We start from the raw sequence: 23,934 nt of genomic DNA, 5'->3' as shown, positions 1-23,934 counted from the left end.
GGCGGTACATGCATCCTTTCTGCGCGTGGGGGTGTCAACCTGCTAGGTTGATGGGTTGTCGATGGAGGCTGGAAGTCGTATGCCCATGCACGTGGAAGACTGGCAGGTGCACCCGGGGGCGCTGGGGCCCGGGACGGAGGTGGGCGCCTGGCGCGTGGTGGAGCGTCTGGGCATGGGCGGCTACGGAGCCGTCTACCGGGTGGAGGACGTGGCGTGTCCGGGAGACTTCTATGCGCTGAAGCTCTCGCTGCGGCAGGGGGACGGGCGGGCGGAGCGCGAGGTGGAGCTGCTGATGTCCCGGGCCGCCCATCCGAACGTGGTGCGGCTGCATGCGAGCGGGCGCTGGCCGCACCCGCGCACGGGGTACCTCTACTTCGTCATGGACTGGGTGCCCGGCCCCGCGCTGCACACGTGGGTGGAGACGGTGAATCCGTCCTTCCGGCTGCTGGCCGAGAAGGTGGGCAAGGTGGCCCTGGCGCTGGGCGCGCTGCACGACAAGGGCGTGCTGCACCGCGACTTCAAGCCCGAGCACGTGCTCATCCGTGAGTCGGATGGCGAGCCCATGCTCATCGACTTCGGCGTGGGGCGATATGCAGGCGCGGACACCGTCACGTCGGCGGTGCTACCTCCAGCCACCCTGCACCTGCTCAGCCCGGAGGCGGTGCGATTCTTCCTCAAGCACGCCCGGCGCCCCGGGGCGCGGTACGTGGCCCGGGCCACCGACGACCTGTATGCGCTCGGCGTCTGTCTCTACCGCCTGGTGACGGGCCACTGGCCGTTCTCGCCCGACCTGCCTCCGGACCTGCTCTACCTGCAGGTCGATGCGGTGGTGCCTCCGGCGCCCGCGGCCTTCCATCGCCGAGTGCCCCGTGCCTTGAGCGACGTCATCATGCGACTGCTCTCGAAGTCACCCGAGGCGCGCTTCCAGACGGGCAATGAAGTTCACGCCGCGCTCGTCGCGGCGGTGGCCATGGGTGATGCCACGGCGTGGGAACGCACCGTCTTCGAATGGGAGGAGGGGACGGAGCATGGAGCGAGGCGCATCCGCCTGCCCAAGCTGCCTGCGCCGTCCGTGACGCCACCTCGTCGGAGGCTGGTGCTGGGGCCCGAGCTGCCTGTGCCGAGGCCTCACGTGAGGCGAGCCCGACGCGAGGTGGTGAGGCTGAGGGCTTCGGACCGTCCTGAGACATGGTGGAGGGGTTGGTTGACCAGCGCCACCCTCGTAGCCGCCTTGGGCGCGGCCATCGTGGGAGCAAAGGTGCTGGGCGAAGGGGCGATGTCCCCGCGCGAGGAGCCTCCCCTGGCATCCGCCGGGGGGCGCATGCCTGTGCTACCTCTCGGGTCGTCCGGCCATGAAGTGGCGCGTGAGGTGGCATCCCCTGACACTGGCACCGCCGCAGCCCCGCCCCGGGCGGCCCTTCCTCCTGCGGCCGTCGCTGTTCCCGCGACGCACGCCGAGGACAAGACTCCCGTGAAGAAGACGGCTGCTGCACCTTCCACTTCTACTACCTCCCGAGCTCCGGGCCTGGGCTCCGTGCGCAAGGCGCTCTGTGTGGGCGCCACGTCGGCGACGCTGGCCTGCGCTGGGACTCCGGTCCGCGCGGATCCTCCACCCGAGAGCTGTCCTCCTGGGGCGGTGGAGACCATGAAGAAGCTCGGTCTCGTCATTGGTGGTGGCCACCCCTTCGACTTTCCTGGAGTACGGCGCCAGGACATCACGGTGCGCGAAGGCTTCATCGAAGTGAATCTGGTGGGGTACTGGGAGAAGCTGAGGGATCCCACGCTCCTTCGCGGGCGGCTCATTCTCGGCAAGGAGCGCGTCTACGGCCGGCTCACAGAGGCGCGCACGCCCGATGGCATCATCCCCATCTGCATGGAGATGTATGGCACCGATGACAAGCGTGGTCTCGTCATCGAGCCGGGCAGCACTCCCGCCGCCGCCCGTGTCTTCAGCGTTGGAGACGTCGAGGCAGTCGACCGCTTCAAGTGAATCCAGGAACGCAGCCGCAGGTGGCTGAAGAACCACAGGCCCCATCCAAGAGGTCACCTCCGTGCTGCAATCGACGTGTGTCATGCCCCTGTTCCTGGCGCTCATCGTGGGGAGCGCTGCCGATGCTCGACCGGGCCAGCAGCCCGAGGCGCTCGTCGAGCAGAGCACCGCCGCCGCGCAATCGGGCCAGAAGCCCGAGGCCCCCGGCGTGCGTCATATCGAGCTGGGACAGGATGCAGCCAACTCCGCGCCCGAGGTGGTCATCAGCCCGGGGCTCACCACCGCGTTCCGCTTTCATGGAGCCACCCTCGACCGCGAAGGCGTGCGGCTCCAAAGGCGCGAGCAGGTATGCGTCTCCATCGCGGAGGAGTCGATTCTCCTCGTGCCCTCGGATCAGGCTGTCCCCGGGCAGCGGCTCCGACTGACGGTGCCCTTCAAGGGTGGCGAGGGGCCGGCCAGCGCCACGTTCACCCTGGTGGTACAGCAGTCCGCGCTGGCCGAGCGGCAGGTGGAGGTCTACCGGCAGCCGCGGCATCCCGAATCCCTGCTGGCGGAGATGAAGGAAAAGGTCGCGCAGCTCCAGTCATGTCACGAGCAGGTGGGCCGCCTGCGAGCCGAGTTGTCGCGTCCCAGCGGGCTCACGAGCCTGCTTGCCACTGGAGTGCTGGACAAGACTGGCGTCATCTCCGAGCAGGTGAAGACGAGGGATGTTCCGGTGTCCGGTGCGTCCCTCCATGTGCGAACCGTCCGGAACTTCCGTTCCTTCAATCGTGTAGCAGTGGAGCTATGGCTGGACGTCCCCGAAGAGCTCGGTCCCTGGAATGCGGAGGGAGCTCTGCTTCGGGAAAGGGCAGGCGAGGAACTGACGGACGTGACCGTTTGGCAGGACGCCTCCGTGTCCGGCGCGCAGAGACGCCGCGTAGTGGTGGAGGCAGCGGTTCAGGACGTAGCGAATAGCACCTTCATCCTGAAGCTGTGGGGCGAAGGTGGCCGACATCCCGTCACCCTCGACAACGTGACGTTCCCGTAGCTCCATCGCGGGCAAAGGCGCGCATGGCTACTCTTCGCGCACCGATACGGGGATGGGAGCGGGCTCGCTCGCACGCGCGACGATGGCACTGCGCGCCAGCACGAGGAGGAGCAGCACCGGGTGGTGCTCGAGCCACGCCAGCGCGGGGCCGGTCGGGTTCGGGATTCCCGCCGTACGCTCGAGAAGCCAGCCGGAGGCGAGCACTCCCGCCGTGAGCGCGCCGCTGACACGAAACGCCGGGGACACGCGCGTCCGTGCCAGGAGCAGGCGGTGCGAGAGATACGTGAGCCAGTTGAGGAAGAACGGCGAGGAATTGGGTTCCCCGTCGAACCTCCGGTAGGCGCTCGAGCCGGCCATCGCCCAATCGGGCTCCCAAGAGGACACCATGGCGCGTACGACGTTTGTCAGCAGAGGAACTGTGGTCAGCCGGTCGGCACTTTCTCCTCGTGACGGCAAATTCAGTAGGCACACGTTGGACAAGGCTTGCGTGTAGCCGCCGCATTGCATGGTCAAAGAAACGAAATCCTGACCAGTGCCATCGTTGTAGGCCGCTACGCGCAGGCCCAGTTGCTCGATAGCCGGTCCTCCGGGTTCCCGGTTGACTCCGCGCCGGAACGCCTCGGTGAGGGTTGCCAGGTCAGGCGGTGTGAGGGGCGTCTTACGGCCCTTCCCGCGCGGCTTGGGGATCTTGTTCCAACTGGCCAGGAGCGGGTCGCACGAAGCCAGCGTGTTGAGGAAGTGCACGGCTCGCCGAGCACACTCCTCGGCGGACTCCTTCCGCGGGCCCCAGTAGGCACCGGTGTAGTACGTCTCGGGATAGCTCTCGGTCTCACGAGCGGTGCTCACGGTGCTTTCCACAGAGGGCCGAGGTGTGGATGACCTTGATCTCCTGGATGTTATCGCTCCTCCGAAGCCGCTTGATGGCCTCCGCAGCATGCTTCTCCGCGACATGCCACTCCGGGACCTGGATTCAGACCTCAGCGGGCTTTGAGGAGGCCGGCCAGCGTGAGCAACTCGTTCACCCTTCGAGCCAACGCCACGTGCTCCGGATTGGCCGCCGTGACGCGCTCAGGGTCGAGGATGACGAAGGCACCCCGGTCCTCGACGGGCTCGATGCGTACAGGCGCGGGCAGGGGAGGAACCCTGCCCATGCGGCGAGAGAAATACGCCAGCCAGTTGAGGGAGAACGGCGGGGAGTTGGGTTCCTGGTTCGGAAGGTAGGCCACCGAACCGGCCATCGCCCACTCCGGCTCCCAACAGGCCACCATGGTTCGCACCACGCGCGTCAGTAGGGGAAGGGTGAGCAGTCGCTCGGCGCTCGTTCCTCGCGAGGGCAGGTCCAGCACGCACACATTGGGGAACTGACCGCTCCCATAGCCGCCGCACTGCATCGTCAACGAGGCGGAGTCCTGGCCGGTGCCATCGTTGTAGGCCTCGACGCGCAGACCCAGTTCCTCGATGACTGGGCCGCCAGGTTCCCGGTTGACGCCGCGCCGGAAGGCCTCGGTGAGGGTGGCCAGGTCAGGAGGCATGAGGGGCGTCTTGCGGCCCTTTCCACGCGGCTTGGGGATCTTGTTCCAACTGGCCAGAAGGGGGTCGCACGAAGCCAGCAGGTTGAGGAAGTCCACGGCCCGCTGAGCACACTCCTCGGCGGACTCCTTCCGCGGGCCCCAAAAGGCACGGGCACGCCAGCTCTCAGGATAAGGCAATGGGGCAACGCCGCCGGTCACGAAGTCCTCTTTTCAGTGCGCAGGGGTATGAATGACCGTGATTTCCACGATGCCCTCATCGTCGAGCATCTTCCGAATGGCATTCGCAGCATGTTTCTCGGCGACATGCCACTCAATCGGAATGCCCAGGCCTTTGACCCGCTCACGCTGTCTCTGCGCCTGACGGAGAAGCTCCGCAGCACCCTCTGAGTGCTTGAACCAATCCTTGGGCGCGAAGTTCTCTTCGAAGAACTCGGCATACCCGGGGCCCTTGGCCTCCAGGAGCACACCGTTCTTGTACCCGTCGAACTTCGTCCCGCCACTCTTCCTTCCCACGCCGCCCACCCAGTAGGCCTCGTCGTACGAGCGCCCTGAAATCTGCTCCTGGTAGGCCCTGGCGCGAGCCGGCGCGCCCTTCTCCTCGGAGGGCCCCCATTGCCCCGGCTCGCGCCCCCCGCCAGGAGACGCCGCCCCAGCGGCCGAGTTGGCGCGCTGGAGGATGATGGCGGCTCCGGGTCCGCCACCCAGTACCGAGGCCATGCGTCCCACTGGCACCGCCACACGCTCCAGTGTCAGCGCCCCCTGCGCGGATAGCGACAGGGCCGGCACCGTCGCCTCGGCACCTGCCAATGCCCCCGTCACCGTGCGCGTGGTGGCAGTGGCCGTGCCCGTCGTCGCGAGGAGGTTGGTGGCCAGCTCGGCCACCGCGCGCACCTGCTCGCCGCGCGTCATGTACCGGAAGCGCTCGAAGTATTCGGGCGAAGAGACGATGAGCGCGGCGACGCCAGCCGGAAGGTGCTTCAGCGCGGCGATGCTGTCCAACGGGCGTGTGAAGAACTCGCCCAACGAGAGTGCCAGCTTCAGGAACGCCGCCTCGGCCCCGTCCAGCGAGCGGCCGAGGTAGTCCGCATCGTCGTACACCTCGACGAACACGGAGCTCTCGACGGGCTCCAGTCGCTCGTTCGCGAGCCGGAAGACAGAGCCATTGCTCACGTAGAAACGCCCCAGCTCGAAGGGGCCTGCCCGGAATGCGCCGTCCCTCCACTCCACGGACGCGGCCTTCTGCTGCGTGCTTCCTGTCCGCACCCAGGCCAGGTACCCATCCTGCCTCAGCACCGCCACTCGCGTGAAGCGCTCCACTCGGCTCAAGAGCTCGGGATGAGAGACGGCGCCCCCTTGCAGCACCTCGCGCAGCAGGGAGCCCACGGCCATGCGAGCCGGGAATGTCCCGAGCGTGACGGGCTTGCGAAGCAGCACCCCCAGCAGCCGCACCGCATGCGCAGGCGTCAGCGTGCTGCCGGGCAAGGGGCGTGCGTCCGCTGCGCCCAGCCCCGAGTCCGTCAGCAACTGCTCCCACGCGTCTTCCTGCGCACCGCCGCGAGCGCGGACGCTTCCAGCAACTCGTGCTTCGCGTCCCGAGTCTGGCCCCGACTGCGCGACGGTGCGCGGTGCGTAGCCCAGCTCTGGCCTTCGGACAGATGACGGAGGTATCGACGCGCAGCCCGTGACCAGCAGGGTGGCGATCAGCAGCCAGGAGACACGCGACGCTTCAGCGCGCATGGGCCACCCCGAGGTCCGCGGGCGCGAAGTCACGTGAATGGTTCGCGTGTCAGGACTTGGAGTCATGCCGCAGCAGGTGGCAAGAGGCCGGCCCGGGCGAGTAACTCGCGCACCCTTCGGGCCAGCGCCACATGCTCTGGATTGGCCACGGTGAAGCGCTCGGGGGTGAGGATGATGAGGGTGCCCCGGTCCTCGACCGGCTCGATGCGCACGGGGGCGGGAAGGGGTGGCACCCTGCCCAGACGGTGCGAAAGATAGGTCAGCCAGTTGAGGGAGAAGGGGGATGAATCAGGCTCCCGGTATTGCATCCTGTAGGCCGATGAACCGGCCAACGCCCAGTCCGGCTCCCAGCAGGACACCATGCCTCGCACCACGTTCGCCAGGAGAGGAAGGGTGAGCAGCTGTTCCGCGCTCGCTCCTCGCGAGGGCAGGTCCAACACGCACGCATTGGCCGTGCCCCCTCGTGCGAAGCTGCCGCAGCGCATGCTCAAGCTGGCGAAGTCCTGACCGGAACCATCGTTGTAGGCCCAGACCGATAAGCCCAGTTCCTCGATGGCGGGTCCTCCGGGTTCCCGGTTGACGCCACGCCGGAACGCCTCGGTGAGGGTGGCCAGGTCAGGAGGCATGAGGGGCGTCTTGCGGCCCTTGCCACGCGGCTTGGGAATCTTGTTCCAGTTGGCAAGGAGTGGATCGCATGAAGCCAGCAGGTTGAGGAAGTCCACTGCCCGCCGAGCACACTCCTCTGCGGACTCCTTCCGCGGCCCCCAATAGGCGCAGGCATGGTAGGTCTCGGGATAGGGCTTGGTTTCGGGGGAGCCGGTCACGATGTCCTGTCCTCAGAGCACTGGGGTATGGATGACCTTGACTCCCTTGACGCCCGCATTCTCAAGCAGTGCCTCGATAGCCCCCGCAGCATGCTTCTCCGCGACATGCCACTCAATCGGAATGCCCAGACCCTCGACCCTCTTGCTCTGGCGCACAGCAATACTGACTAGACCCGCCTTGCGACGAGGCGCCAGCACTCGTCGACATGCGACTCCGGCGGGTCATCGAGCGGCGTGCGGCTCCAGTCGAACGCGCGCATGCGTCCGGCCAGCTCGCTGTCGCCGGGGAAGAGCTGCTCGAGCTCCATGAAGGACGGGCGTGGTCGCATGGCGAAGACAGGCCGGGGCGCGGCGGGGAGGGAGGAACCAGCCCCGGCCTGGGGACATGCCATGTGCACTCCGACTTCACTCCATACGCTGCGCGCACGCGCGACGTTCAGCCATTGGCCACAGGTCCAATCCTGGACAGGGCAGAGAGGAGGCAGAGGCCCGCCCCCCGCCGTGTCGGGCATGGACTGGTTGACCGGATGACACCCCGTTCCCACCCTTCATACAGACGCACCACATCCGCGCGGGGCAGGCGGGCGCGAAGGACGGGAGGGTCCATGGGGAAGGATTCGAGGACGGGCCCGGTGGAGGCGCTGCGCAACCTGGCCCTGGGGCTCGAGCGCCTGGCCGCGCGCGAAGCGGTGGTCGGCGCGGTGAGCGGAGCGGCGGACGGGCTGCGCAGGGAGATTCCCGAGCTGGATGGCCAGGTGCGCGACCTCATCACGGACGCGCTCAAGGTGCTCGGCCGGCTGGTGCACGAGGCCGCCGAGCGCGAGCACGCGGAGCCCGGCGCAGTGGCCCATGTCATGGCGGAGGCCGCGATGCAGGGCGCGCTGGATGTGCTGGAGCGCGAGTGGCAGGACGGCGGCATGCCCTTCCACGCCTTCGCGGAGCGCATCAACCGCATGCTGGACGGCGTGGCGGAGTTCGCCCGCGACCGCACCCGCGAGATTCGCACCCCGGGCGAGCGCGCCCAGGCCATGGCCGTGGGCGTGGTGAGGGCGGTCGTGGAGCAACTCCACGAGGCCGCGCCGACGCTCGCGGAAGACGCGCTGCGCTTCGCCCCCTGCGGAGCGGAGATTGCCTCGAAGGTGGGCAGGGGACTCGTCGAGGGCATCGAGTCGAAGCTCCGCGAGGACGCCGATGCGCTCGTGGGCATGCTCGTGCGCACCGGCCGCACCCTGGTGCACGGCCTCGCCGTGGGCATCCGAGAGGAGCTGGCCAACAGCCCCGCAGCCTCGGCCCAGGCGCTGGAACGGCTCGCCGAGCGGACCTCCGCCGCGACGGTGCGCGGAGCGGGTGGGGCACTGAAGGCGCTCGTCGCGGGGCTGCGCCGTCCGTTGATGGCCGCGGTGGGCGCGGGCACCGCGCTGCTGGCCGTCTCGGTGCTGGCGGTGCGCTGGCGTACGGCGTGAGCGCGTCGGCGCCGCGCACCACGCGACAGTGACCCACGGCTGAAGTGCCGCTGGTCAGGCGCGATTCCAGCACCAGCTTCCCGGCTCCCCCATCTCGGAGTGTTCATGAGAGTTCCGAGCCGCTGGACGCGCGGAAGCGCCACCTGTCTGTTCCTCTGCCTCACATGGAGCCTGCTCGCGGAGGCCGAGCCTTCTTCCCTCGCCACGCTGCTTCCGTCCGGATTCACGATGGAGGTGGTGGCCTCGGGCCTCTCCACCCCCACGGAGTTCGCGGTGCTCCCCGACGGGCGCATCCTCGTCACGCAGAAGGACGGTCTCGTCCGGCTCGTGAAGAACGGAGTGCTCCAGCCCACGCCCTTCCTCGACCTCCGGGCGCGGGTGAACTCGCACCATGACCGGGGCCTGCTCGGGCTCGCGGTGGACCCGGCCTTCGCCACGAATGGCTTCGTCTACTTCCTCTACACCTACGACGACGACGCAGTGGACGACACAGGCCCGAAGACGGCCCGCCTCGCGCGGTACACCGCCGTGGGTGACACGGCGTCTGTCGCCAGTGAATACGTGCTGCTGGGCTCCGTGGTGGGCAATTCCTGCAAGGACTTCCTCCCGGGCGTGGACTGCATCCCGGCCGACGGTGCCTCGCACAGCGTGGGCAACCTCCGCTTCGCCCCGGACGGCACGCTCTTCCTGACGAACGGGGACGCATCCCGTTTCGACATGGTGGATGACGATGCCCTGCGGGCCCAGGACGTGGACTCGCTCGCGGGCAAGGTGTTGCACATCACCCGCGAAGGGAAGGGGGTACCCACGAATCCGTTCTGGAATGGCGATGCCAATGCCAATCGCTCGAAGGTCTGGGCATCTGGGCTTCGCAATCCCTATCGCTTCAACCTGCGCCCGGACACGGGCGTGCCCTACCTGGGCGACGTGGGCTGGAACGACTACGAGGAAATCAACGTCGCCACCGCCGGCGCCAACTTCGGCTGGCCCTGTTACGAGGGCTACTTCCGCCAGCCAGGCTATGCACCGAAGCCGCTCTGCCAGGACCTCTACGAGCTGGGCGAGTCCGCGGTGAAGGCCCCGCTGTATGTCTGGGACCACTCCGTCGGCCAGACGGCCACGGGTGGGGCCTTCTATACGGGCACGGCGTATCCGGAGACCTGGCGCGGCGCGTACTTCTTCGCCGACTACTCCCGGCGCTGGATTCGCTCCCTGCGAGTCGACGCCAATGACAACCTCGTTCCGGGCAGCGTCATGGACTTCGCCACCGACGTGGGCGGAATCGTCGCGCTCGACGTGGGGCCGGACACGAATCTCTACTTCGTCGACATCCTCGCGGGAGAGCTGCGGCGCTTCCGCTACACCGCGGGCAACACGCCGCCCACGGCGGTGGCCTCGGCCTCGCCCACCAACGGCGGCGTGCCACTGCGGGTGCGCTTCTCCAGCGCCGGCTCGCGGGACGTGGACGGCGACACGCTCCAGTACCGCTGGGTCTTCGGAGACGGCTCCCTCGCGACGACGATGGCGAATCCGGAGCACACGTACAACCTGCCCGGCCGCTACACCGCGCGGCTGACGGTGACGGACGGGCGGGGCGGCAGCCACTCCGCCAGCCTGCGCATCGACGTGGGCAACCGGGCCCCCACCGTGTCCATCACCTCGCCGTCCGCCGCGTACCGGTTCAGCGTGGGTGACCTGGTGACGTACTCCGGCAGTGCGAGCGACCCGGAGGACGGCCCCATTCCCGCGAGCCGTCTGGCCTGGAGCATCGTCCTCCAGCACTGCACCGGAGGCACCTGCCACGCGCACCCGTACTCCACGAGCACGGGCCCGAGCGGGACGTTCACCGTGGAGGACCACGGCGATGAAATCCATTTCGTGCTCACGCTCACCGCGACGGACTCGAGGGGCCTGACCGCGTCGAGGACCGTGACGCTGTACCCGCGCACGGTGCAGCTCACGGTGGACACGTCACCGTCGGGGCTGGAGCTGGTGTTCGACGGAGCCTCGGGCCCGGCGCCCCGGGTGCGCACGGTCATCGTCGGCTCCACGCACACCGTCTACGCGCCGTCGCCCCAGTCGGAGGCCGTCTTCCGGGGGTGGGCGGACGGGCCGGGCCCGCAGCAGCGCGAAATCGTCGCGGGAACGAGCGACGCCTCGTACATGGCCCTCTACGACTTCGACTTCCCCAGCGAGTGTCCGGACGGCATGTACCTCGCGGAGTACTTCAACAACATGTCGCTGTCCGGCGCGCCGGCGCTGGTGCGCTGCGAGTCCGCGCCGCTCGACCACGACTGGGGCCAAGGGAGTCCTTCAAGGTGGGTGGGCGCGGACGGGTTCTCCGTGCGCTGGTCCGGCAACTTCTACCTGTTCTCCGGCGGCACCTTCTTCGCGGCCGAGGCGGATGACGGCGTCCGCGTGTACCTGGACGGCAACCGCATCATCGACGCGTGGAGGGACCAGGCGCCCACCTCGTACGTCACCTGGCGCTACTTCACGCGCTCCGCCTGGCACAGGGTGGTCATGGAGTACTACGAGAACGGCGGAGGCGCCGTCGCGCGCCTGCGCTGGTACCGGTAGGGTAGGGCCAGCAAGCACGACAGGCGGCCGGCCGCCCGCCTGCTCAGCGGCCGGCCTTGCCGGATTCCGGGCGGAGCATGTGTCCGATGCCTAGCATGCTCTCATGCCCAGGCTCTTCTTCTCCCGGCGGGCGGAGCGACAGCTTCAGCGTCTTCCAGGCGAGGTGCGGGTGCACCTCGAGACGCATCTGGAGAACCTCGTGCTCCTGCTCGGGAGCGCCGTGCCGTTGGCACAGGTCCTGGCCCGCCTGGAGCGCGGCGAGGAGGGCTTCGTCACCACGGTGGAGGGCGTCCGAATCTCGTTCGCCCTCGACACCGTGCTGCGCGTGCTGCTCGTCCACAACCTCGCTCCGGTGTCCGAGGAGCGCCGCGCGTCACCGGGCGCCGCGAGCTTCCACACCAGCGCGTAGGCCCCGGCGGCACCCGGGCATGGCCGCCAGGGCAGGTGGACTTCAGGGCGCCCCTTCGACGTACATGCGCTTGTGGTCGCGAATCTCCTTGAGCCGGAACGCGCCGGGGGCCGGAGCGATGGGCTCGGGCGCGTCCGAGGCAAGCTTCATGAGACGCTCGTACTCCTCGATGGAGACGCGCTCGCGCTTCGCCAGCACCGCGTCCAGGTCGGCGCGGGCCATGCGCTCCGCGGCTTTCTCGCCCACGACGCCGGAGTAGAACTCCGCCATGCAGCCGCTGCCGTACGAGAGCAGGCCCATGCGCTGGCCCGCGAGCTGAGCGGCCTCGCGCTGCAGGAGGCCCGCGAGCGCCAGGTACAGCGACGCCGTGTACACGTTGCCGATGCGCGAATTCAGACCCAGCGACGTCGCCACCTGCGCGTCGTAGCTCGCCTGGGACTTCGCCACCTCTTCACGCGCCTCGGGCGTGCCGGGCCCGGGGCCCACCGCGTCCTCCAAGTCACAGAGCCGGAGCTGCGCGTGCGCCTTGCGCGCCATCTTGCAGAAGGGCACGTGGTAGGCGATGCGCGCGAGCTGCTCGCCGGGCATCGTCCCGGACCAGCGCACCAGCCCCGCCGCCACGGCCTTCTCGCGCCAGCCGCGGTACGCGCCGGACAGCGCCTCCAGGTAGCAGTTGATGGAGTAGTGCCCGTCCACCAGCGCCTCCCGGCGGCCCACCGGACGCCAGAAGTCATACACGTCCATGGTGCACGTGCCGTTGAGGCCCACGTCCATGGCCAGCAGGTCCGGCTGCTCGGAGACGAGCAGCGCCACCGCGCCGCCGCCCTGCGTGGGCTCGCCCGCGGTGTTGAGGCCGTACCGCGCGATGTCCGAGCAGATGACGACGGCCACCTTGCCCGCGCCCGCGCCGGAGGCAATCCACTCCGTCGCCGCCATGAGCCCCGCGGTGCCGCCGTAGCACGCGTGCTGCGTGTCATAGGTGCGCATGGTGCGAGGCAGCTTCAGCAGGCCCTGCACGTGCGAGGCGACGGGCTTGGAGTGGTCGATGCCCGTCTCGGTGCCCACCACCAGCATGCCGATGCGGGACGGGTCCACGTCCTGCTGCTTCAGCAGGCGCGCGGCCGCCGTGGCCGCCAGCGCCACGGTGTCCTCGCCGGGGTCCGTGACGGCCATCTCCTTCGCGCCGAGGCCGGACGTGTACTTCGCCGGGTCTACTCCGCGGGCCCGCGCCAGGTCCTCGATGTCCACGTACCGGGACGGCACCGCCACCGCCAACGCTTCGATTCCCACGCGTTTCTTCATGGCACTCCTCGCTTCGTGCTCCGAATCCGTGTCAATGCGCCTCGCGCCGCTCTCACGCCTCGGGCGGCACCAGCACCAGCCGGCCCGCCACCTCGCGGTTCTCCAGCCGGAAGTGCGCCCGCGCAGCCTCCGCCAGCGGCACCTTGTCCGTGACGAACTGGCGCACGCTGCCGGTGGCCGTCAGCCGCAGGGCCTCGTCCAGCTCCTGCTGGTTGGTGGCGTACGCGCCGATGATCTCCAGCTCCTTGACGATGACGAGGCCGGGGTTCACCTGGACGATGCCCGACTCCAGGTTGCCCACCACCACCACGCGGCCGCCGGGTGCCATGGACTTCAGCGTCTGGTCGAAGGTGGCGCTGCCGACGATTTCCACGGCCAGGTCCACGCCCTGGCCCTTCGTGCGCTTGCGCACCTCGGCCGCGAAGTCCAGCCCGCGCGAGACGATGACCTCGTCCGCGCCCGCGTCCTTCAGCGGCTGCACCTTGGCCTCGCCGGACGTAATCGCAATCACGCGCGCGCCGTCCACCTTGGCGAGCTGCACCGAGGACAGGCCCACGCCGCCGCTGGCGCCGGTAATCAGCACCGTCTCACCCGCGCGGACGCGGCCGCGCGTGCGCAGCGTGTGCACCGCCGTGCCCGTGGTGCAGCACACCGTCGCGGCTTCTTCCCACGGCAGCGACGCGGGCACGCGGCCCAGGCCCGCCACCGGCGCCACCATGAACTGCGCGTAGCCGCCCTGCAGCTCCTCGCCGAAGAAGCGGTTGTCCGTCTTGCAGAGGCTGTTGCGGCCGCTCTTGCAGAGCGCGCACTCGCCGCAGGACAGGCGCTGCAGCGTGGCGGCGCGGTCTCCCGTCTTCCAGCCCGGCGTTTCCGGGCCCACCTCGATGACCTCGCCCGCGGCCTCGTGGCCGAGGATGGCGGGCACGTGGGTGCGAGGCAGGTTGCCGCGGCGGTTGATGACGTCGTGGTAGCAGACGCCGCACGCGTGAATCTTCAGCAAGACCTCGCCGCGCCCGGGACGGGGCATGGGGACGGTCTCCATCTTGAGATTGCCTGCCTCACCAAAGCTGCGCAGAACGACGGCCTTCATCTCCATGCCTCCGTGAATCCAAAAATGCTGTTTGTGAATGGCGGGTCAGGCGCCGACGAGCTGGTTGCGCTGCCCGCGCGAGTCGATGTCGCGGATGGCCGCCAGCGTGCGCACGTCCGGGAGCGGCGTGACGGGAATCGACTCCGGCACGCGGAAGGTGAAGCCGGTGCGCTCCTCCAGCATCTCCGTCGTCGCCCAGGGGTGCAGTGCGACGAGGCGCGCACCCTCGGGGCCCAGCTCGAAGACGCCGAGGTCGGAGATGAGCGTGGTGGGCCGCTTTGGGTCTCTCGTGGTGGCCACCTGCACCTCGGGCACGAGGTTGCGGCGGGACTGCCGGGGCACCAGCAGCACGGGCCGCTTCACCCACTGCCGCAGGGTGGCCGCGCCCGCCACGCCGGGGAACTTGTTGCGCGGCTTCTCCAGGCTGCCACTGGCCGTCATGTTGGTGCTGCCGGTGGCGTCCACCTCGGCCGCGCCGAAGAAGACGGTGTCCACCCGGCCGCGCCGCGCATGGTCGAAGAGGTCCGGAATGGTGATTTCCGCCGAGCGCCCTTGCAGGTAGCCGAGGTCCTCGGAGGAGGGGAGCAGCGTGGGCAGGTCCGGGTCCAGCGAGCCCACGCAGGCCAGGTACGTCAGGTCCGGCGCGTGCGTGGCGCGCGCCACGGCGATGGCCAGAATCGCGAGCGGCGAGGCCACGCCCGTGGCCACCACGGCGCCGTTCTCAATCTGCTTCGCCAGGAGGGAGACCACCGTCTCCGCGGGCGTTGCGTCCATGCAGGGGCTCATGCCGCCCTCCGGGCCACCAGTGACTCGAGGAACTCCGCCTCGCGCCCCGCCTCGGCCAGCGCGAGGTAGCGGTTCAGCATCGCGTCGTCATGCGGGTAGAGGCCCGCGCAGCCCGAAGGCAGCGCGCCGCCCGGAGCGAGGACGATGCGGTCCACCTGGAAGCCAGGAATGGTCGCGCGAGGCAGCCGCGCCACGCGCTCCTCCACCGTGGCAATCACCCGCCTCGCCGCGCCCGCCACCAGCAGGTCCGTCGTCGGGTCCTCCATGTAGAGGTTGCCGCGCTCGTCCGCGGCGCGCGCGTGAATCAGCGCGACGTCCGGGTAGTACGCGGGCTCCACCGTCACGCTCTGCCCGGTGAAGGGGTCCACCACGGTGCGCGGCGGCTCGACCTGGGCCAGCCCGGACACGTCCGCGTCCGGCGCGGGGATGAAGGGCAGGCCCATGGACGCGGCGCGAAGCCGCTGCACGACGCGGTAGCCGTCATGCTCGCGCCAGGAGAGGGTGCCCGCTTCAATCGCCCGCTTGAGGCAGGGCATGGGCCGCACGCGGCCCTCCAGGCTCAGCGCGCCGAAGGCCAGCTCCACGCGCTCCAGACACCCGCCCGCGACGAGGAACTCCGCCGGCAGCGGGTTGGGCAGCGAGATGAGGCCCAGCTTCTTCTTGCCCTGGGCGATGAGCTCCATGACGAGCGCCATGGGCGCGCGGCCGAGCATGAAGCCCCCGGTGGCCAGCGACGCGCCGTCCGGGATGGAGGCGACGGCCTCCTCCAGCGAGCACCAGCGCGCCGTCTTCACGGCTTCTCCTTCGAGCCTGAAGCGGAGCCGGAGGAAGCGTCGGTCCCGGTGGCGGAGCGCGCGGGCACCACGCGTAACGACGACGTGCCCGGCTGGCCCTCCACGGCCGCCGCGACGATGGGCGGGAAGAGCATGTCCACCATGCCGTCGGCAATCTGCTCGTCGGTGAGGCGCCCGTCCGGCTTGAACCACTTGTAGACCCACAGCACCATGCCCAGGAACGAGAAGGCACCGATGGTGGGGTCCACCGGGCGGATGCGCCCGGACGCCGCGGCCTGCGCGAAGGCCTCCTCGAGGAAGTCCACGTAGCGCTTCTTCCGGGCGTCGATGAACGCGCGCGCCTCGCCGGTGAGCGTGGCGTGCTCGTGGAGGATGATGATGACCTCCTTGCTCCACCCGCGCGTCACCAGCAGGATGTTGTGACGCATGCACGCGCGCAGCCGCTCCACCGGGTCTTCAATGCCTTGCACGCGCGAGAGGACCTGCTCCTCGAACACGTCCATCCCGTAGTTCATGATGGCGAAGAGGAGCTGCTCCTTGTTCTGGATGTGGTGGTAGAGCCCCGCCTTCGTCATCCGGCACGCGGCGGCAATCTCCTGCATCGACGTGCCCTCGTAGCCGCGCTCGCAGATGAGCCGCGCCGACGTCTCGAGGATGGCCCGGTAGCGCTCGCCCTCATCCGGCTTCCGTCCGCTGTTCGTCACGTGTGACCCTTTCCATGGATACTGGAAAATTATTGGCCCTCAGCACCTACCGACCGGTAGGTAACACCAAGCGACGCGAGGAGTCAATGCTCGGCGTGTGGGAGAGCGAGACGAGCGGCGCGAAGTTCTCCTTGGGTTTCGCGGAGTTACGAGAGCAGGCGGGCCGTCACTGGATTGGCAGGAAGGCCGTCAGGCGGGGCGCCTAAGTTGCGCGCGCAACCCGTCACGCAGCTTGGAGGTCTCATGCGTCGCATCCCCCTGTTGGCTGGTGCCGTTCCCCTGTTCGCCGCCACGTCCGCGTTCGCGCAGGCGCAGTTCATCACCCCGTCCGAGGGCACCCGGTCGGTGTCCGCCACCGTCATCGCCAAGGATGGCGGCATCACCAACGTGAACGCGGAGGACTCGCGCCGCACCTACGGCTTCGAGGACTTCAACGAGAGCGTGGTGCTGAAGGCCAGCGAGCAGCCGCAGTACGACGACACGCACAGCCACGCGGACTCGAATGGCTCGGGCACGGAGACGTCGAGCATCACCGGCTCCAGCATCACCGCGGAGGTGAGGGCCACGGCGGATGGTTGGACGCAGGCCACCGGGCGCGGGTACGCCACGGGCAACGCGGACTTCTACCTGACGTTCGACCTGAACCGCTTCGCCCGCTACGTGGTGTCCGGGGATGCCACGGCGGACACGACGGCGGGTGTCTACGGCGGCTCCACGTCGCTCGTGTACATCGCCAGCCTCACCACCGGCGCGCCCGTGCTGTCCATCGACATCGGCAACAACGACGCGGACTCGGTGAGCCGCAAGGGCTGGCTGTTCCCCGGGCCCTTCACGCTCCAGGGTGACGTGTCCGCGCTGGTGGACGCGCGCGAGGGCACCGCGGGCACGGCGACGTCGTGGTGGAAGATGAGCATCAAGTTCTACTGCCCGTCCGACTACGACACGAACGGCACCGTGAATCAGGCGGACCGCGACGCGTTCCTCAACGCGTACAACGCTCGCAGCCTGGACGCGGACGCGGACGGCAACGGCGTGGTGAACGACACGGACCGCACCACGTTCCTGCTGGCGTACGGCCGGGGCTGCTGAGGCGGACTCACGCACCAGGGCATGACCTCGCTCCTCCGATGGCGCGGCCTCGGAGGAGCGAGGGGACTTCAGTGGCGCCGTCGGACGCCGACGACGTCAGTAGGCGTAGAAGCAGACACAGACATCGACATCACACCGGCCGTAGCTGAAGCCCTCGTCGATGCAGTAGTTGACGCAGTTCACGGAGCAGTAGGAGAGCGGCTCGCTGGGCGTCGGTGCAACTGCCACGGTGGTACCGAACGACACGACCGCGCCTGCGGTAACGGCGAGCAACAACTGTGCGACCTTCTTCGCGGAGCCAATCATTTGTGCTCTCCCGGATGGGGTTGTGCGCGGCGCCCAGCACGTCCACGAGTGCCGCGGTTGCAAGAGTATCAGCTAAAACAATTTATCCAGGGAGCCGGGTCATTTGAGACTGAGAACGGGCTCGCCCCGTCCCATCCGCAGGTATCGCTCCTTCGTCTTCCGCCAGGTGGCGGAGGCGAGCCTCGTTCCCGTGTGGAAGAAGTGCCTGGCCACCGCCTCGACCTGGGGCCCGTCGACGAAGGCGTCCCGCGTAACGGTCTGCATCCGCGTCCCCACGATGCACTCGATCAGGTCTGGTGGCATCGAGGCATCGACCAGGTCGAACTCATCCGCCTCATCCTGCGCCCGGGCCGAAACATAGAGGAGCCCGGACGGCCGGCAGCGGCTGATGAGCATGAAGACATCACCCGTCTCGCTCTCGCTCAGGGATATCTGATGGGACTGACCGCCTCTCAAGCGCTCGATTGCTTCGAGAACCGCGTCCCACGTGGCATCGCACTCATCGCCATCCACCCCGACGTACCTGACGAAATCCATTCGCTGCCTCGGCTCGGTGTCCCCGAATCATCCCGTCGGGGGTAATGCCCGCGGACACGATAGACTCGCCGCGTCCATGCGGTACGCCCTGTTGCCCATCCTGCTCCTCGTCGCCGCGCTCACCAGCGTGGGCATGGGCGTGCTCACCCTGCTGGAGAGCAACCGCGCGGCGCTGGCGCGGCAGTTCGCGGTGGACCGGCAGGCCCAGCTCGACGAGGCCACGCGGGGCGTCGGGGAGTCGCTCGAGGACGTGGGCGAGGACCTGCGCTTCGCGGGCGAGCTGATGTCCCAGCCCGGCAGCGATGCCGAGCACCGGAGAGAGCTGCGCGCCCTGCTGGAGGCCGTGGGCCAGTACAAGGTCATCGTCGCGTACGACGCGGAAGGGCGCGAGCGGCTGCGCCTGTTGGACAGGCGCACCGGCAAGCAGGTGTCTCGCGGCGCCATCCTCCCGCAGATGGCGGAGGCGGCCCGGCGCGCGCTCCAGCGCCCCCCGGGCGACATCACCACGTCACCGCCGCTCGGAGAGAGCCAGGGCTGGCTGCGCGTCATGGCCACCGCGCTGCCCGTGGCCCAGGGGCGGCCCGCGGGCGCCATCGCGGTGCTGGTGGACACGGAGTCCTTCTTCACGCCGCTGCGCATCGTCACCTCGGACCCGGAGGCGCGCCTGCTGCTGCTGGGCGCGCATGACCAGCCGACTCCCGCGAGTGACGCGAAGCTCGCGGACTGGTACCGGCGGCTGGAGGCGGAAGGAATGCTCGTTCCGGGCTTCGCGTCCATGGCGGCGCGGATGAAGGAAGGCGAGCGCGGCACGCTCCCGCTCGGCGAGGACGAGGCGGAGCGGCTGGGGCTCGGGCGCGCGGAGGCCGTCGCCGTCTTCACTCCCATCCGCATGCGCGGCGGCAGCAACTGGGCCGCGGCCACGCTGGTGTCCACCGCGGCGCTGCGCTCGCACGAGCAGGGGCTCATCTGGCGGCTGGCGGGCGCTTCCGCGCTGGTGGCGCTCTTCCTGGTGGCGTTCGCCGTGTACGTGGTGCTGGCCCAGCGCCGCGCGGCCGCGCTGCGCGAGAGCCGCCGTCACGCGGACCAGCTCGCGCACCTGCACGACAAGACGCAGAAGATTCTCGACCACATCCCCGCCGGCGTGCTCGCCCTCACGGAGGATGGCCGCATCAGCGCCGTCAACCAGGCCCTGCGCGCCCGGATGCCGGAGGGCGCCGTGGGCGCACCGCTGGCCGCCGCGTTTCCGCGGGCCCCCGAGGCCGTGGTGTCCCGCCTGCGCGCGCTGGCGGAGGCCGCCGCGAGCGAGGCACGCCCGCACAGCCTGCTGGGCGAGCCGCTGGCCCTCTTCGGAGATGAAGGGCGGTTCAACCTTCACGCGGTGCCGCTGGAGGCGAGAGATTCGGACGTCCGCACGCTGCTGGTGGTGGAGGACCTGAGCAACGTGCGCGCGCTGGAGACGCAGCTCTTGCGCGCGGAGAAGCTGGCCACGGTGGGCGTGCTCGCCGCGGGCATCGCGCATGAGATTGGCACTCCGCTGGGCGTGGTGCGCGGGCGGGCGGAGTACGTGCTCGGCAAGCTGGGGCAGGGGCATCCGCAGGGCCCCGGCGTGGCCGTCATCATCGAGCAGATAGACAGGGTGAGCCGCACGCTGCGGCAGCTCCTGGACTTCTCGCGCCTGCGGCCCACGGCGGTGCGGCCGGTGTCGCTCGGGCCCATCGTCCGCGACGTGCACGAGCTGCTGCGCGTGGAGGCGGAGCGCCGCAAGGTGAGCCTGGAGCTGGACGTGCCAGACGCGCTGCCTCCACTGGCCGCGGACCCGGACCAGCTCCAACAGGTCCTCGTGAATCTGGCGCTCAACGCGTGTGACGCGTGCGGCCCGGGCGGGCGGGTGCGGCTGTCGGCCTCGGGGCCGGATGGCGCGGCGCGAGGGACGTGGGGGCTGGTGTCGCTCACCGTGCGGGACGACGGCTGCGGCATTCCGCGCGAGAGCCTCAACCAGGTCTTCGACCCGTTCTTCACCACGAAGAAGCGCGGGCAGGGCACGGGGCTGGGCCTGACGATGGTGGCCCACGTCGTGCGCAACCATGGCGGGCGCATCGAGCTGGAGAGCGAGCCGGGGCAGGGCACCTGCGTCACCGTGCTGTGGCCCGCCACGCCGTCCGCCGCCGAGGAGCGACATGCAAGCTGAGGGACGCATCCTGGTCGTCGACGACCACGTGGAGATGGGGCGCATGCTGCGCGACCCGCTCACCGACGAGGGCTACACCGTGGACCTCGCCACGGGCGGCGAGGAGGCCGTGCAGCTCGTGCGCTCGCGGCTCTACGACGCGGTGCTCAGTGACCTACGCATGGAGAAGGTGGACGGCCTGGATGTGCTGGAGGCCGTGCACGCGGTGGACCCCGAGGTGCCGGTGCTGCTGATGACGGCCTTCGGCGGCGTGGAGAGCGCGGTGGAGGCGATGAAGCGCGGCGCCTACCACTACTTCACCAAGCCCTTCCGGCTGGACGAGGTGCTCGTCTTCCTGAAGCGCGCGTTGGCGGAGCGGCGGCTTCGCGCGGAGAACCGGGCCCTGCGACAGGCCGCCGCCGAGCGCAGCAGCCTGGGCGCGCTGGTGGGCCGCAGCGCGCCGATGCGCTCGCTCTATGAGCTCATCGGAAGGGTGGCGCACTCGGGCGCGGCGGTGCTGCTGCGCGGCGAGAGCGGCAGCGGCAAGGAGCTGGTGGCGCGGGCGCTCCACTTCGAGGGGCCGCGCGCGGCCGGGCCCTTCGTCGCGGTCAACTGCACCGCGCTACCGCACGACCTGCTGGAGAGCGAGCTGTTCGGCCACGTGAAGGGCGCCTTCACCGGGGCCACCTCGGCGCGGCGCGGGCTCTTCGTGGAGGCGGACCGGGGCACGCTGTTCCTGGACGAGATTGGCGACATGCCCATGGAGCTCCAGGCCCGCCTCTTGCGCGTGCTGGAGGACGGCGAGGTGCGCGCGGTGGGCGCGGACGCCAGCCGCACCGTGGACGTGCGCATCATCGCCGCCACGCACCAGGACCTGGAGGCGCGCGTGCGCGAGGGCCGCTTCCGCGCGGACCTCTTCTACCGGCTCAACGTCGTCACCCTTCGCCTGCCCCCACTGCGCGAGCGCCGCGAGGACATTCCCCTGCTGGTGGAGCACTTCGTCACCCGCGCCCGGGCCCGCAACCCGCGCTCGCGCGTGCAGGCGCTGGCTCCGGAGGTCGTCACGGCGCTGGCGGCCATGCCCTGGCCGGGCAACGTGCGCGAGTTGGAGAACCTGGTGGAGCGGCTGGTGGTGCTCGCACCCGGGGAGACGGTGGGTATGGAGGAGCTGCGCCCGCACCTGCCGTCCGAAGCGCTGGAGTCCCGGCCGCTGGCGCTGGCGCAGCAGGAGCTGTGGCCGCTGCGCCGGCTGGAGGCGGAGTACATCGCGTGGATGGTGGCTCGCTGCGGCGGGAACAAGACGCGCGCGGCGGAGCTGCTGGGCATCGATGTGTCCACAATCCATCGTCGCGAGCGGGAGCGCGGGTAGTCGCTCCGGCACCACCGTGGCAATCCGCCATATCGGGCTGGCGCGATGCCACGGTGCGCGGCTCGCCGGCCGCGGCTCCGAGAGGGAAGTGCCCGGGCATGGGCATTGCTTGGCTCCATGCCAGTGGAGTCCCCATTCACAGCCCACGCCCTCCTCTTGGGGGGAGATGCCTCGCTCAGCTCGCTCCTGATGGACGTGCTGGGAGAGCTGGGCATTGCCCTGGAGTTGGATGGACCCGGCCTCGCGGTGCGTCCAGACCTCGTGCTGGTGCACGTGGAGCGGGGCGAGGGCCTCCACCGTCTGTTGGGCCGGGCGCGGGAGCTGTTGCGGCAGGGGCCGTTCATCGTGCTGGTGCCGTTCGCGGATGAGCGGCTGGTGCAGCTCGCGCTGCGGCTGGGGGCGCGGGACTGCTTCGCGCTGGGCCGTCCGCTGGAGGAGCTGCGCCGGATGCTGCGGGCACACCTTCCCGGCGTGCGGGACGCCACATCGATTTCTTCCGGCGGGGCCGTGCCGCCGACCTCTGGAGCTGACTCATGATGAAGCCTCAGGCCGCGGTCCTGCTGCCCGGTGCCCCCGTGTTGCCCCAGCGTCCGGTGGTCGTGGCGCTGCCTCCCGTCGAGGCGCCGCTGTTCCAGGCGCACGGCGTCCTCGTCACCTCCGAGTGCGTGGTGGCGCGGGGGAAGACGCTGCCGCTCGCGGACGTGCAGCGCGTGGAGTCCGTGCGTAGCTCGCCGAGCCTGCGGCCCGTGCTGGCCACGCTCGCGTTGAGCATGAGCGTGGGGCTGCCGATGCTGTCCGCGCTGTCCGTGGCGGCCACGGGGCGCCGGGGGTTCTACGAGGCCGCGCTCGTGCTCCTCGCGGTGGTGTTCTTCGGGTCCATGGCCCGGCTGCTGGTCGCGGAGGACTCGTACCAGGTGGTGCTGCACACGCGCGAGGGTGCGTGGCGGGTGCTGAGCAGCAGCGAGGCCCGGACGAGCACTCGGCTGGCTGCGCTGCTCCAGGAGGCGGTGGCCTCGGCGCGTTGGGGACACTGAGCGGAGTGGCGGCGAGCCGGTGAACAGGCCCCGGTTCTTCTGGTCGGAAGCAGAGCAGCGGGCACTCCTTTCGGGGGCTCGCGCTGGCTCCGTGCGTACCTTGAAGCCAGTCGCATGCCCTCGTGGCGGCCCGCCTTGCTCCTTGCACGGGGCGGGCGGCCTCTCTGGATGACGGAGATTGCACGCCCGGCGGGCCCGAGGAGGAGGTGGGCCATGGCAACTGGCGAGCAGGCCGACATCGTCGTGGTCGGCGGAATCAACACGGACTTCCTGGTGCAGGGCTCCCGCCTGCCCGGGCCCGGCGACAACGTGCAGGGCCATCTGTTCCTGGAGAGCCTCGGGGGCAAGGGGGCCGACGGCGCCGTGGGCGCGGCTCGGTTGGGCGCTCGCGTGGCGCTCATCGGCCGCGTGGGCATGGATGCGCGAGGGCTCGCGGCGCTGGAGCAGCTCGCGGACGAGGGCGTGGATATCGGCGGCGTGGCGAGAGACCCGTCCTCGCTCACCGGCGTGGTGCTGGAGATGGTGGACGAGGACGGAAGGAAGCAGACCCTCGCCGCCCCCGGGGCGAACCGGTGCATGAAGGTGTCGGACGTGATGCAGGCGGAGGAGCGCATCTCCTCCGCGAGCGTGATGCTCATCGACCTCGAGGTGCCGTTGGAGGTCGTGAGCGCCGCCATCCATCACGCGCGGGCGGCGGGCACGCGCGTGGTGCTGGACCCGTCTCCCGTGAAGTCACTGTCGGAAGACCTGCTGGAGGCCGTGCACATCATCCGTCCCAATGCGCACGAGGCCGAGGTCCTGACCGGCGTGGAGGTTCGAGACAGGGCCTCGGCGCGGCAGGCGGCGGAGAACCTGCTGCGGAGAGGCGTGGGGGACGTGGTGGTGGCGGCACCTGGCGGCAGCCTCGTCCTGTCCTCCGCGGGTGAGTTGTGGCTGCCGGACGAGGCCTTGGATCGCGCGGACACCACGGGCGCGGGAGACGCCTTCTGCGCGGCGCTCTGCGTGGCGCTGGCGGAAGGGAAGTCGCTGGCCCAGGCGGCGCGCTTCGCGCACGAGGCCTCCGCGCTGGCGACGATGCGACTGGGCGCGCTCGGCGGGCTGCCCACGCGCGAGCAGGTGGAGTCGCGGCTCGCGATGCTGGGGCCCATGGGGCTGTCCTCGGACGTGGCCCCGCTGTAGCGCGTGCGCACT

23 protein-coding genes are annotated in these 23,934 nt (G+C 69.8%); 11 read left to right on the top strand and 12 right to left on the bottom strand.

Annotation, left to right across the window (positions count from 1 at the left end):
* The first annotated feature begins 79 nt into the window (after positions 1-79).
* Together ACVTJA_RS31625 and ACVTJA_RS31620 are read left to right on the top strand one after the other, a co-directional pair.
* The gene (locus tag ACVTJA_RS31625) at positions 80-1,990 is read left to right on the top strand and encodes a serine/threonine protein kinase (RefSeq protein ID WP_465825246.1); all 1,911 of its coding nucleotides are present in this window, start codon (positions 80-82) and stop codon (positions 1,988-1,990) included.
* 82 nt (positions 1,991-2,072) lie between these two features.
* Positions 2,073-3,020 carry a DUF2381 family protein gene (locus ACVTJA_RS31620; RefSeq protein WP_465825245.1) on the top strand — a complete coding sequence of 316 codons (948 nt, stop codon included), beginning with the start codon at positions 2,073-2,075 and terminating at the stop codon, positions 3,018-3,020.
* A 27-nt stretch (positions 3,021-3,047) separates the two neighbouring features.
* Here ACVTJA_RS31620 and ACVTJA_RS31615 read toward each other — a convergent pair whose 3' ends face one another.
* The 5 genes from ACVTJA_RS31615 to ACVTJA_RS31595 form a co-directional block, all read right to left on the bottom strand.
* Complete coding sequence (locus tag ACVTJA_RS31615) at positions 3,048-3,866, bottom strand: Imm52 family immunity protein (RefSeq protein ID WP_465825244.1); 819 nt, start codon at positions 3,864-3,866, stop codon at positions 3,048-3,050.
* Between the two features lie 131 nt (positions 3,867-3,997).
* Complete coding sequence (locus ACVTJA_RS31610) at positions 3,998-4,750, bottom strand: Imm52 family immunity protein (protein WP_465825243.1); 753 nt, start codon at positions 4,748-4,750, stop codon at positions 3,998-4,000.
* Positions 4,751-4,762: 12 nt separating this feature from the next.
* Positions 4,763-6,289: a Tox-REase-5 domain-containing protein gene (locus ACVTJA_RS31605; protein ID WP_465825242.1), complete on the bottom strand. Its 1,527-nt coding sequence runs from the start codon at positions 6,287-6,289 to the stop codon at positions 4,763-4,765.
* A gap of 62 nt (positions 6,290-6,351) precedes the next feature.
* Entirely contained in the window at positions 6,352-7,113 is a 762-nt protein-coding gene (locus tag ACVTJA_RS31600; RefSeq protein ID WP_465825241.1) for an immunity 52 family protein, read from the bottom strand.
* Positions 7,114-7,280: 167 nt separating this feature from the next.
* Entirely contained in the window at positions 7,281-7,442 is a 162-nt protein-coding gene (locus ACVTJA_RS31595) for a hypothetical protein (protein WP_465825240.1), read from the bottom strand.
* Positions 7,443-7,718: 276 nt separating this feature from the next.
* Between ACVTJA_RS31595 and ACVTJA_RS31590 the strand changes: the two genes are divergently transcribed.
* The 3 genes from ACVTJA_RS31590 to ACVTJA_RS31580 all read left to right on the top strand — a co-directional run bounded on the left by ACVTJA_RS31590 (position 7,719) and on the right by ACVTJA_RS31580 (position 11,565).
* Positions 7,719-8,576 carry a hypothetical protein gene (locus tag ACVTJA_RS31590; protein WP_465825239.1) on the top strand — a complete coding sequence of 286 codons (858 nt, stop codon included), beginning with the start codon at positions 7,719-7,721 and terminating at the stop codon, positions 8,574-8,576.
* A gap of 105 nt (positions 8,577-8,681) precedes the next feature.
* Positions 8,682-11,156: a PQQ-dependent sugar dehydrogenase gene (locus tag ACVTJA_RS31585; RefSeq protein WP_465825238.1), complete on the top strand. Its 2,475-nt coding sequence runs from the start codon at positions 8,682-8,684 to the stop codon at positions 11,154-11,156.
* Positions 11,157-11,259: 103 nt separating this feature from the next.
* The gene (locus ACVTJA_RS31580) at positions 11,260-11,565 is read left to right on the top strand and encodes a hypothetical protein (protein ID WP_465825237.1); all 306 of its coding nucleotides are present in this window, start codon (positions 11,260-11,262) and stop codon (positions 11,563-11,565) included.
* A 42-nt stretch (positions 11,566-11,607) separates the two neighbouring features.
* Here the strand turns inward: ACVTJA_RS31580 and ACVTJA_RS31575 are convergent, their stop codons facing one another.
* From ACVTJA_RS31575 to ACVTJA_RS31555, 5 genes are read right to left on the bottom strand one after another with little or no spacing between them, the layout of a single operon-like run.
* The gene (locus ACVTJA_RS31575; protein ID WP_465825236.1) at positions 11,608-12,867 is read right to left on the bottom strand and encodes a hydroxymethylglutaryl-CoA synthase family protein; all 1,260 of its coding nucleotides are present in this window, start codon (positions 12,865-12,867) and stop codon (positions 11,608-11,610) included.
* Positions 12,868-12,919: 52 nt separating this feature from the next.
* On the bottom strand, positions 12,920-13,957 hold the full coding sequence (locus tag ACVTJA_RS31570; protein WP_465825235.1) for an alcohol dehydrogenase catalytic domain-containing protein: 1,038 nt from the start codon (positions 13,955-13,957) through the stop codon (positions 12,920-12,922).
* 45 nt (positions 13,958-14,002) lie between these two features.
* A complete protein-coding gene (locus ACVTJA_RS31565; protein WP_465825234.1) occupies positions 14,003-14,743 on the bottom strand; it encodes a CoA-transferase subunit beta in 741 nt (246 codons plus the stop codon).
* The gene (locus ACVTJA_RS31560) at positions 14,740-15,537 is read right to left on the bottom strand and encodes a CoA transferase subunit A (protein WP_465825232.1); all 798 of its coding nucleotides are present in this window, start codon (positions 15,535-15,537) and stop codon (positions 14,740-14,742) included. The genes ACVTJA_RS31565 and ACVTJA_RS31560 overlap by 4 nt, the downstream gene beginning before the upstream one ends.
* Positions 15,534-16,241, bottom strand: a complete 708-nt coding sequence (locus tag ACVTJA_RS31555) for a TetR/AcrR family transcriptional regulator (protein WP_465825231.1) — start codon at positions 16,239-16,241, stop codon at positions 15,534-15,536. Before ACVTJA_RS31555 ends, ACVTJA_RS31560 begins: the two co-directional genes overlap by 4 nt.
* A 243-nt stretch (positions 16,242-16,484) precedes the next feature.
* Here ACVTJA_RS31555 and ACVTJA_RS31550 point away from each other — a divergent pair, with 243 nt between their 5' ends.
* Positions 16,485-17,330 carry a GC-type dockerin domain-anchored protein gene (locus tag ACVTJA_RS31550; RefSeq protein ID WP_465825230.1) on the top strand — a complete coding sequence of 282 codons (846 nt, stop codon included), beginning with the start codon at positions 16,485-16,487 and terminating at the stop codon, positions 17,328-17,330.
* A gap of 96 nt (positions 17,331-17,426) precedes the next feature.
* Here ACVTJA_RS31550 and ACVTJA_RS31545 read toward each other — a convergent pair whose 3' ends face one another.
* Together ACVTJA_RS31545 and ACVTJA_RS31540 are read right to left on the bottom strand one after the other, a co-directional pair.
* Complete coding sequence (locus ACVTJA_RS31545) at positions 17,427-17,576, bottom strand: hypothetical protein (protein WP_465825229.1); 150 nt, start codon at positions 17,574-17,576, stop codon at positions 17,427-17,429.
* Positions 17,577-17,735: 159 nt separating this feature from the next.
* The gene (locus ACVTJA_RS31540) at positions 17,736-18,173 is read right to left on the bottom strand and encodes an Imm1 family immunity protein (RefSeq protein ID WP_465825227.1); all 438 of its coding nucleotides are present in this window, start codon (positions 18,171-18,173) and stop codon (positions 17,736-17,738) included.
* A gap of 76 nt (positions 18,174-18,249) precedes the next feature.
* Here ACVTJA_RS31540 and ACVTJA_RS31535 point away from each other — a divergent pair, with 76 nt between their 5' ends.
* The 5 genes from ACVTJA_RS31535 (at position 18,250) to ACVTJA_RS31515 (ending at position 23,922) form a co-directional block, all read left to right on the top strand.
* Positions 18,250-20,361 carry a two-component system sensor histidine kinase NtrB gene (locus ACVTJA_RS31535; protein ID WP_465825226.1) on the top strand — a complete coding sequence of 704 codons (2,112 nt, stop codon included), beginning with the start codon at positions 18,250-18,252 and terminating at the stop codon, positions 20,359-20,361.
* Positions 20,351-21,709, top strand: coding sequence for a sigma-54-dependent transcriptional regulator (locus ACVTJA_RS31530; protein WP_465825225.1), 1,359 nt, complete (start codon positions 20,351-20,353; stop codon positions 21,707-21,709). Before ACVTJA_RS31535 ends, ACVTJA_RS31530 begins: the two co-directional genes overlap by 11 nt.
* Positions 21,710-21,898: 189 nt before the next feature.
* Entirely contained in the window at positions 21,899-22,246 is a 348-nt protein-coding gene (locus ACVTJA_RS31525; protein ID WP_465825224.1) for a DNA-binding response regulator, read from the top strand.
* On the top strand, positions 22,243-22,743 hold the full coding sequence (locus ACVTJA_RS31520; protein WP_465825223.1) for a DUF6232 family protein: 501 nt from the start codon (positions 22,243-22,245) through the stop codon (positions 22,741-22,743). The genes ACVTJA_RS31525 and ACVTJA_RS31520 overlap by 4 nt, the downstream gene beginning before the upstream one ends.
* Positions 22,744-22,956: 213 nt before the next feature.
* On the top strand, positions 22,957-23,922 hold the full coding sequence (locus ACVTJA_RS31515; RefSeq protein WP_465825222.1) for a ribokinase: 966 nt from the start codon (positions 22,957-22,959) through the stop codon (positions 23,920-23,922).
* The last annotated feature ends 12 nt before the right edge of the window (positions 23,923-23,934 follow it).

The sequence above is a fragment of the Pyxidicoccus sp. M6 genome (genome assembly GCF_055568925.1).
Note: the sequence above shows the minus strand (reverse complement) of the source record. Positions and strands in the feature narration are given on the sequence as shown.

Excerpts from the sequence above, each read along its gene's own strand:
- ACVTJA_RS31625 (WP_465825246.1), top strand. The coding sequence starts at position 80 with ATGCCCATGCACGTGGAAGACTGGCAGGTGCACCCGGGGGCGCTGGGG.
- ACVTJA_RS31620 (WP_465825245.1), top strand. The coding sequence starts at position 2,073 with ATGCCCCTGTTCCTGGCGCTCATCGTGGGGAGCGCTGCCGATGCTCGA.
- ACVTJA_RS31605 (WP_465825242.1), bottom strand. The coding sequence starts at position 6,289 with ATGCGCGCTGAAGCGTCGCGTGTCTCCTGGCTGCTGATCGCCACCCTG.
- ACVTJA_RS31595 (WP_465825240.1), bottom strand. The coding sequence starts at position 7,442 with ATGCGACCACGCCCGTCCTTCATGGAGCTCGAGCAGCTCTTCCCCGGC.
- ACVTJA_RS31590 (WP_465825239.1), top strand. The coding sequence starts at position 7,719 with ATGGGGAAGGATTCGAGGACGGGCCCGGTGGAGGCGCTGCGCAACCTG.
- ACVTJA_RS31585 (WP_465825238.1), top strand. The coding sequence starts at position 8,682 with ATGAGAGTTCCGAGCCGCTGGACGCGCGGAAGCGCCACCTGTCTGTTC.
- ACVTJA_RS31580 (WP_465825237.1), top strand. The coding sequence starts at position 11,260 with ATGCCCAGGCTCTTCTTCTCCCGGCGGGCGGAGCGACAGCTTCAGCGT.
- ACVTJA_RS31575 (WP_465825236.1), bottom strand. The coding sequence starts at position 12,867 with ATGAAGAAACGCGTGGGAATCGAAGCGTTGGCGGTGGCGGTGCCGTCC.
- ACVTJA_RS31570 (WP_465825235.1), bottom strand. The coding sequence starts at position 13,957 with ATGAAGGCCGTCGTTCTGCGCAGCTTTGGTGAGGCAGGCAATCTCAAG.
- ACVTJA_RS31565 (WP_465825234.1), bottom strand. The coding sequence starts at position 14,743 with ATGAGCCCCTGCATGGACGCAACGCCCGCGGAGACGGTGGTCTCCCTC.
- ACVTJA_RS31550 (WP_465825230.1), top strand. The coding sequence starts at position 16,485 with ATGCGTCGCATCCCCCTGTTGGCTGGTGCCGTTCCCCTGTTCGCCGCC.
- ACVTJA_RS31540 (WP_465825227.1), bottom strand. The coding sequence starts at position 18,173 with ATGGATTTCGTCAGGTACGTCGGGGTGGATGGCGATGAGTGCGATGCC.
- ACVTJA_RS31535 (WP_465825226.1), top strand. The coding sequence starts at position 18,250 with ATGCGGTACGCCCTGTTGCCCATCCTGCTCCTCGTCGCCGCGCTCACC.
- ACVTJA_RS31530 (WP_465825225.1), top strand. The coding sequence starts at position 20,351 with ATGCAAGCTGAGGGACGCATCCTGGTCGTCGACGACCACGTGGAGATG.
- ACVTJA_RS31525 (WP_465825224.1), top strand. The coding sequence starts at position 21,899 with ATGGACGTGCTGGGAGAGCTGGGCATTGCCCTGGAGTTGGATGGACCC.
- ACVTJA_RS31520 (WP_465825223.1), top strand. The coding sequence starts at position 22,243 with ATGATGAAGCCTCAGGCCGCGGTCCTGCTGCCCGGTGCCCCCGTGTTG.
- ACVTJA_RS31515 (WP_465825222.1), top strand. The coding sequence starts at position 22,957 with ATGGCAACTGGCGAGCAGGCCGACATCGTCGTGGTCGGCGGAATCAAC.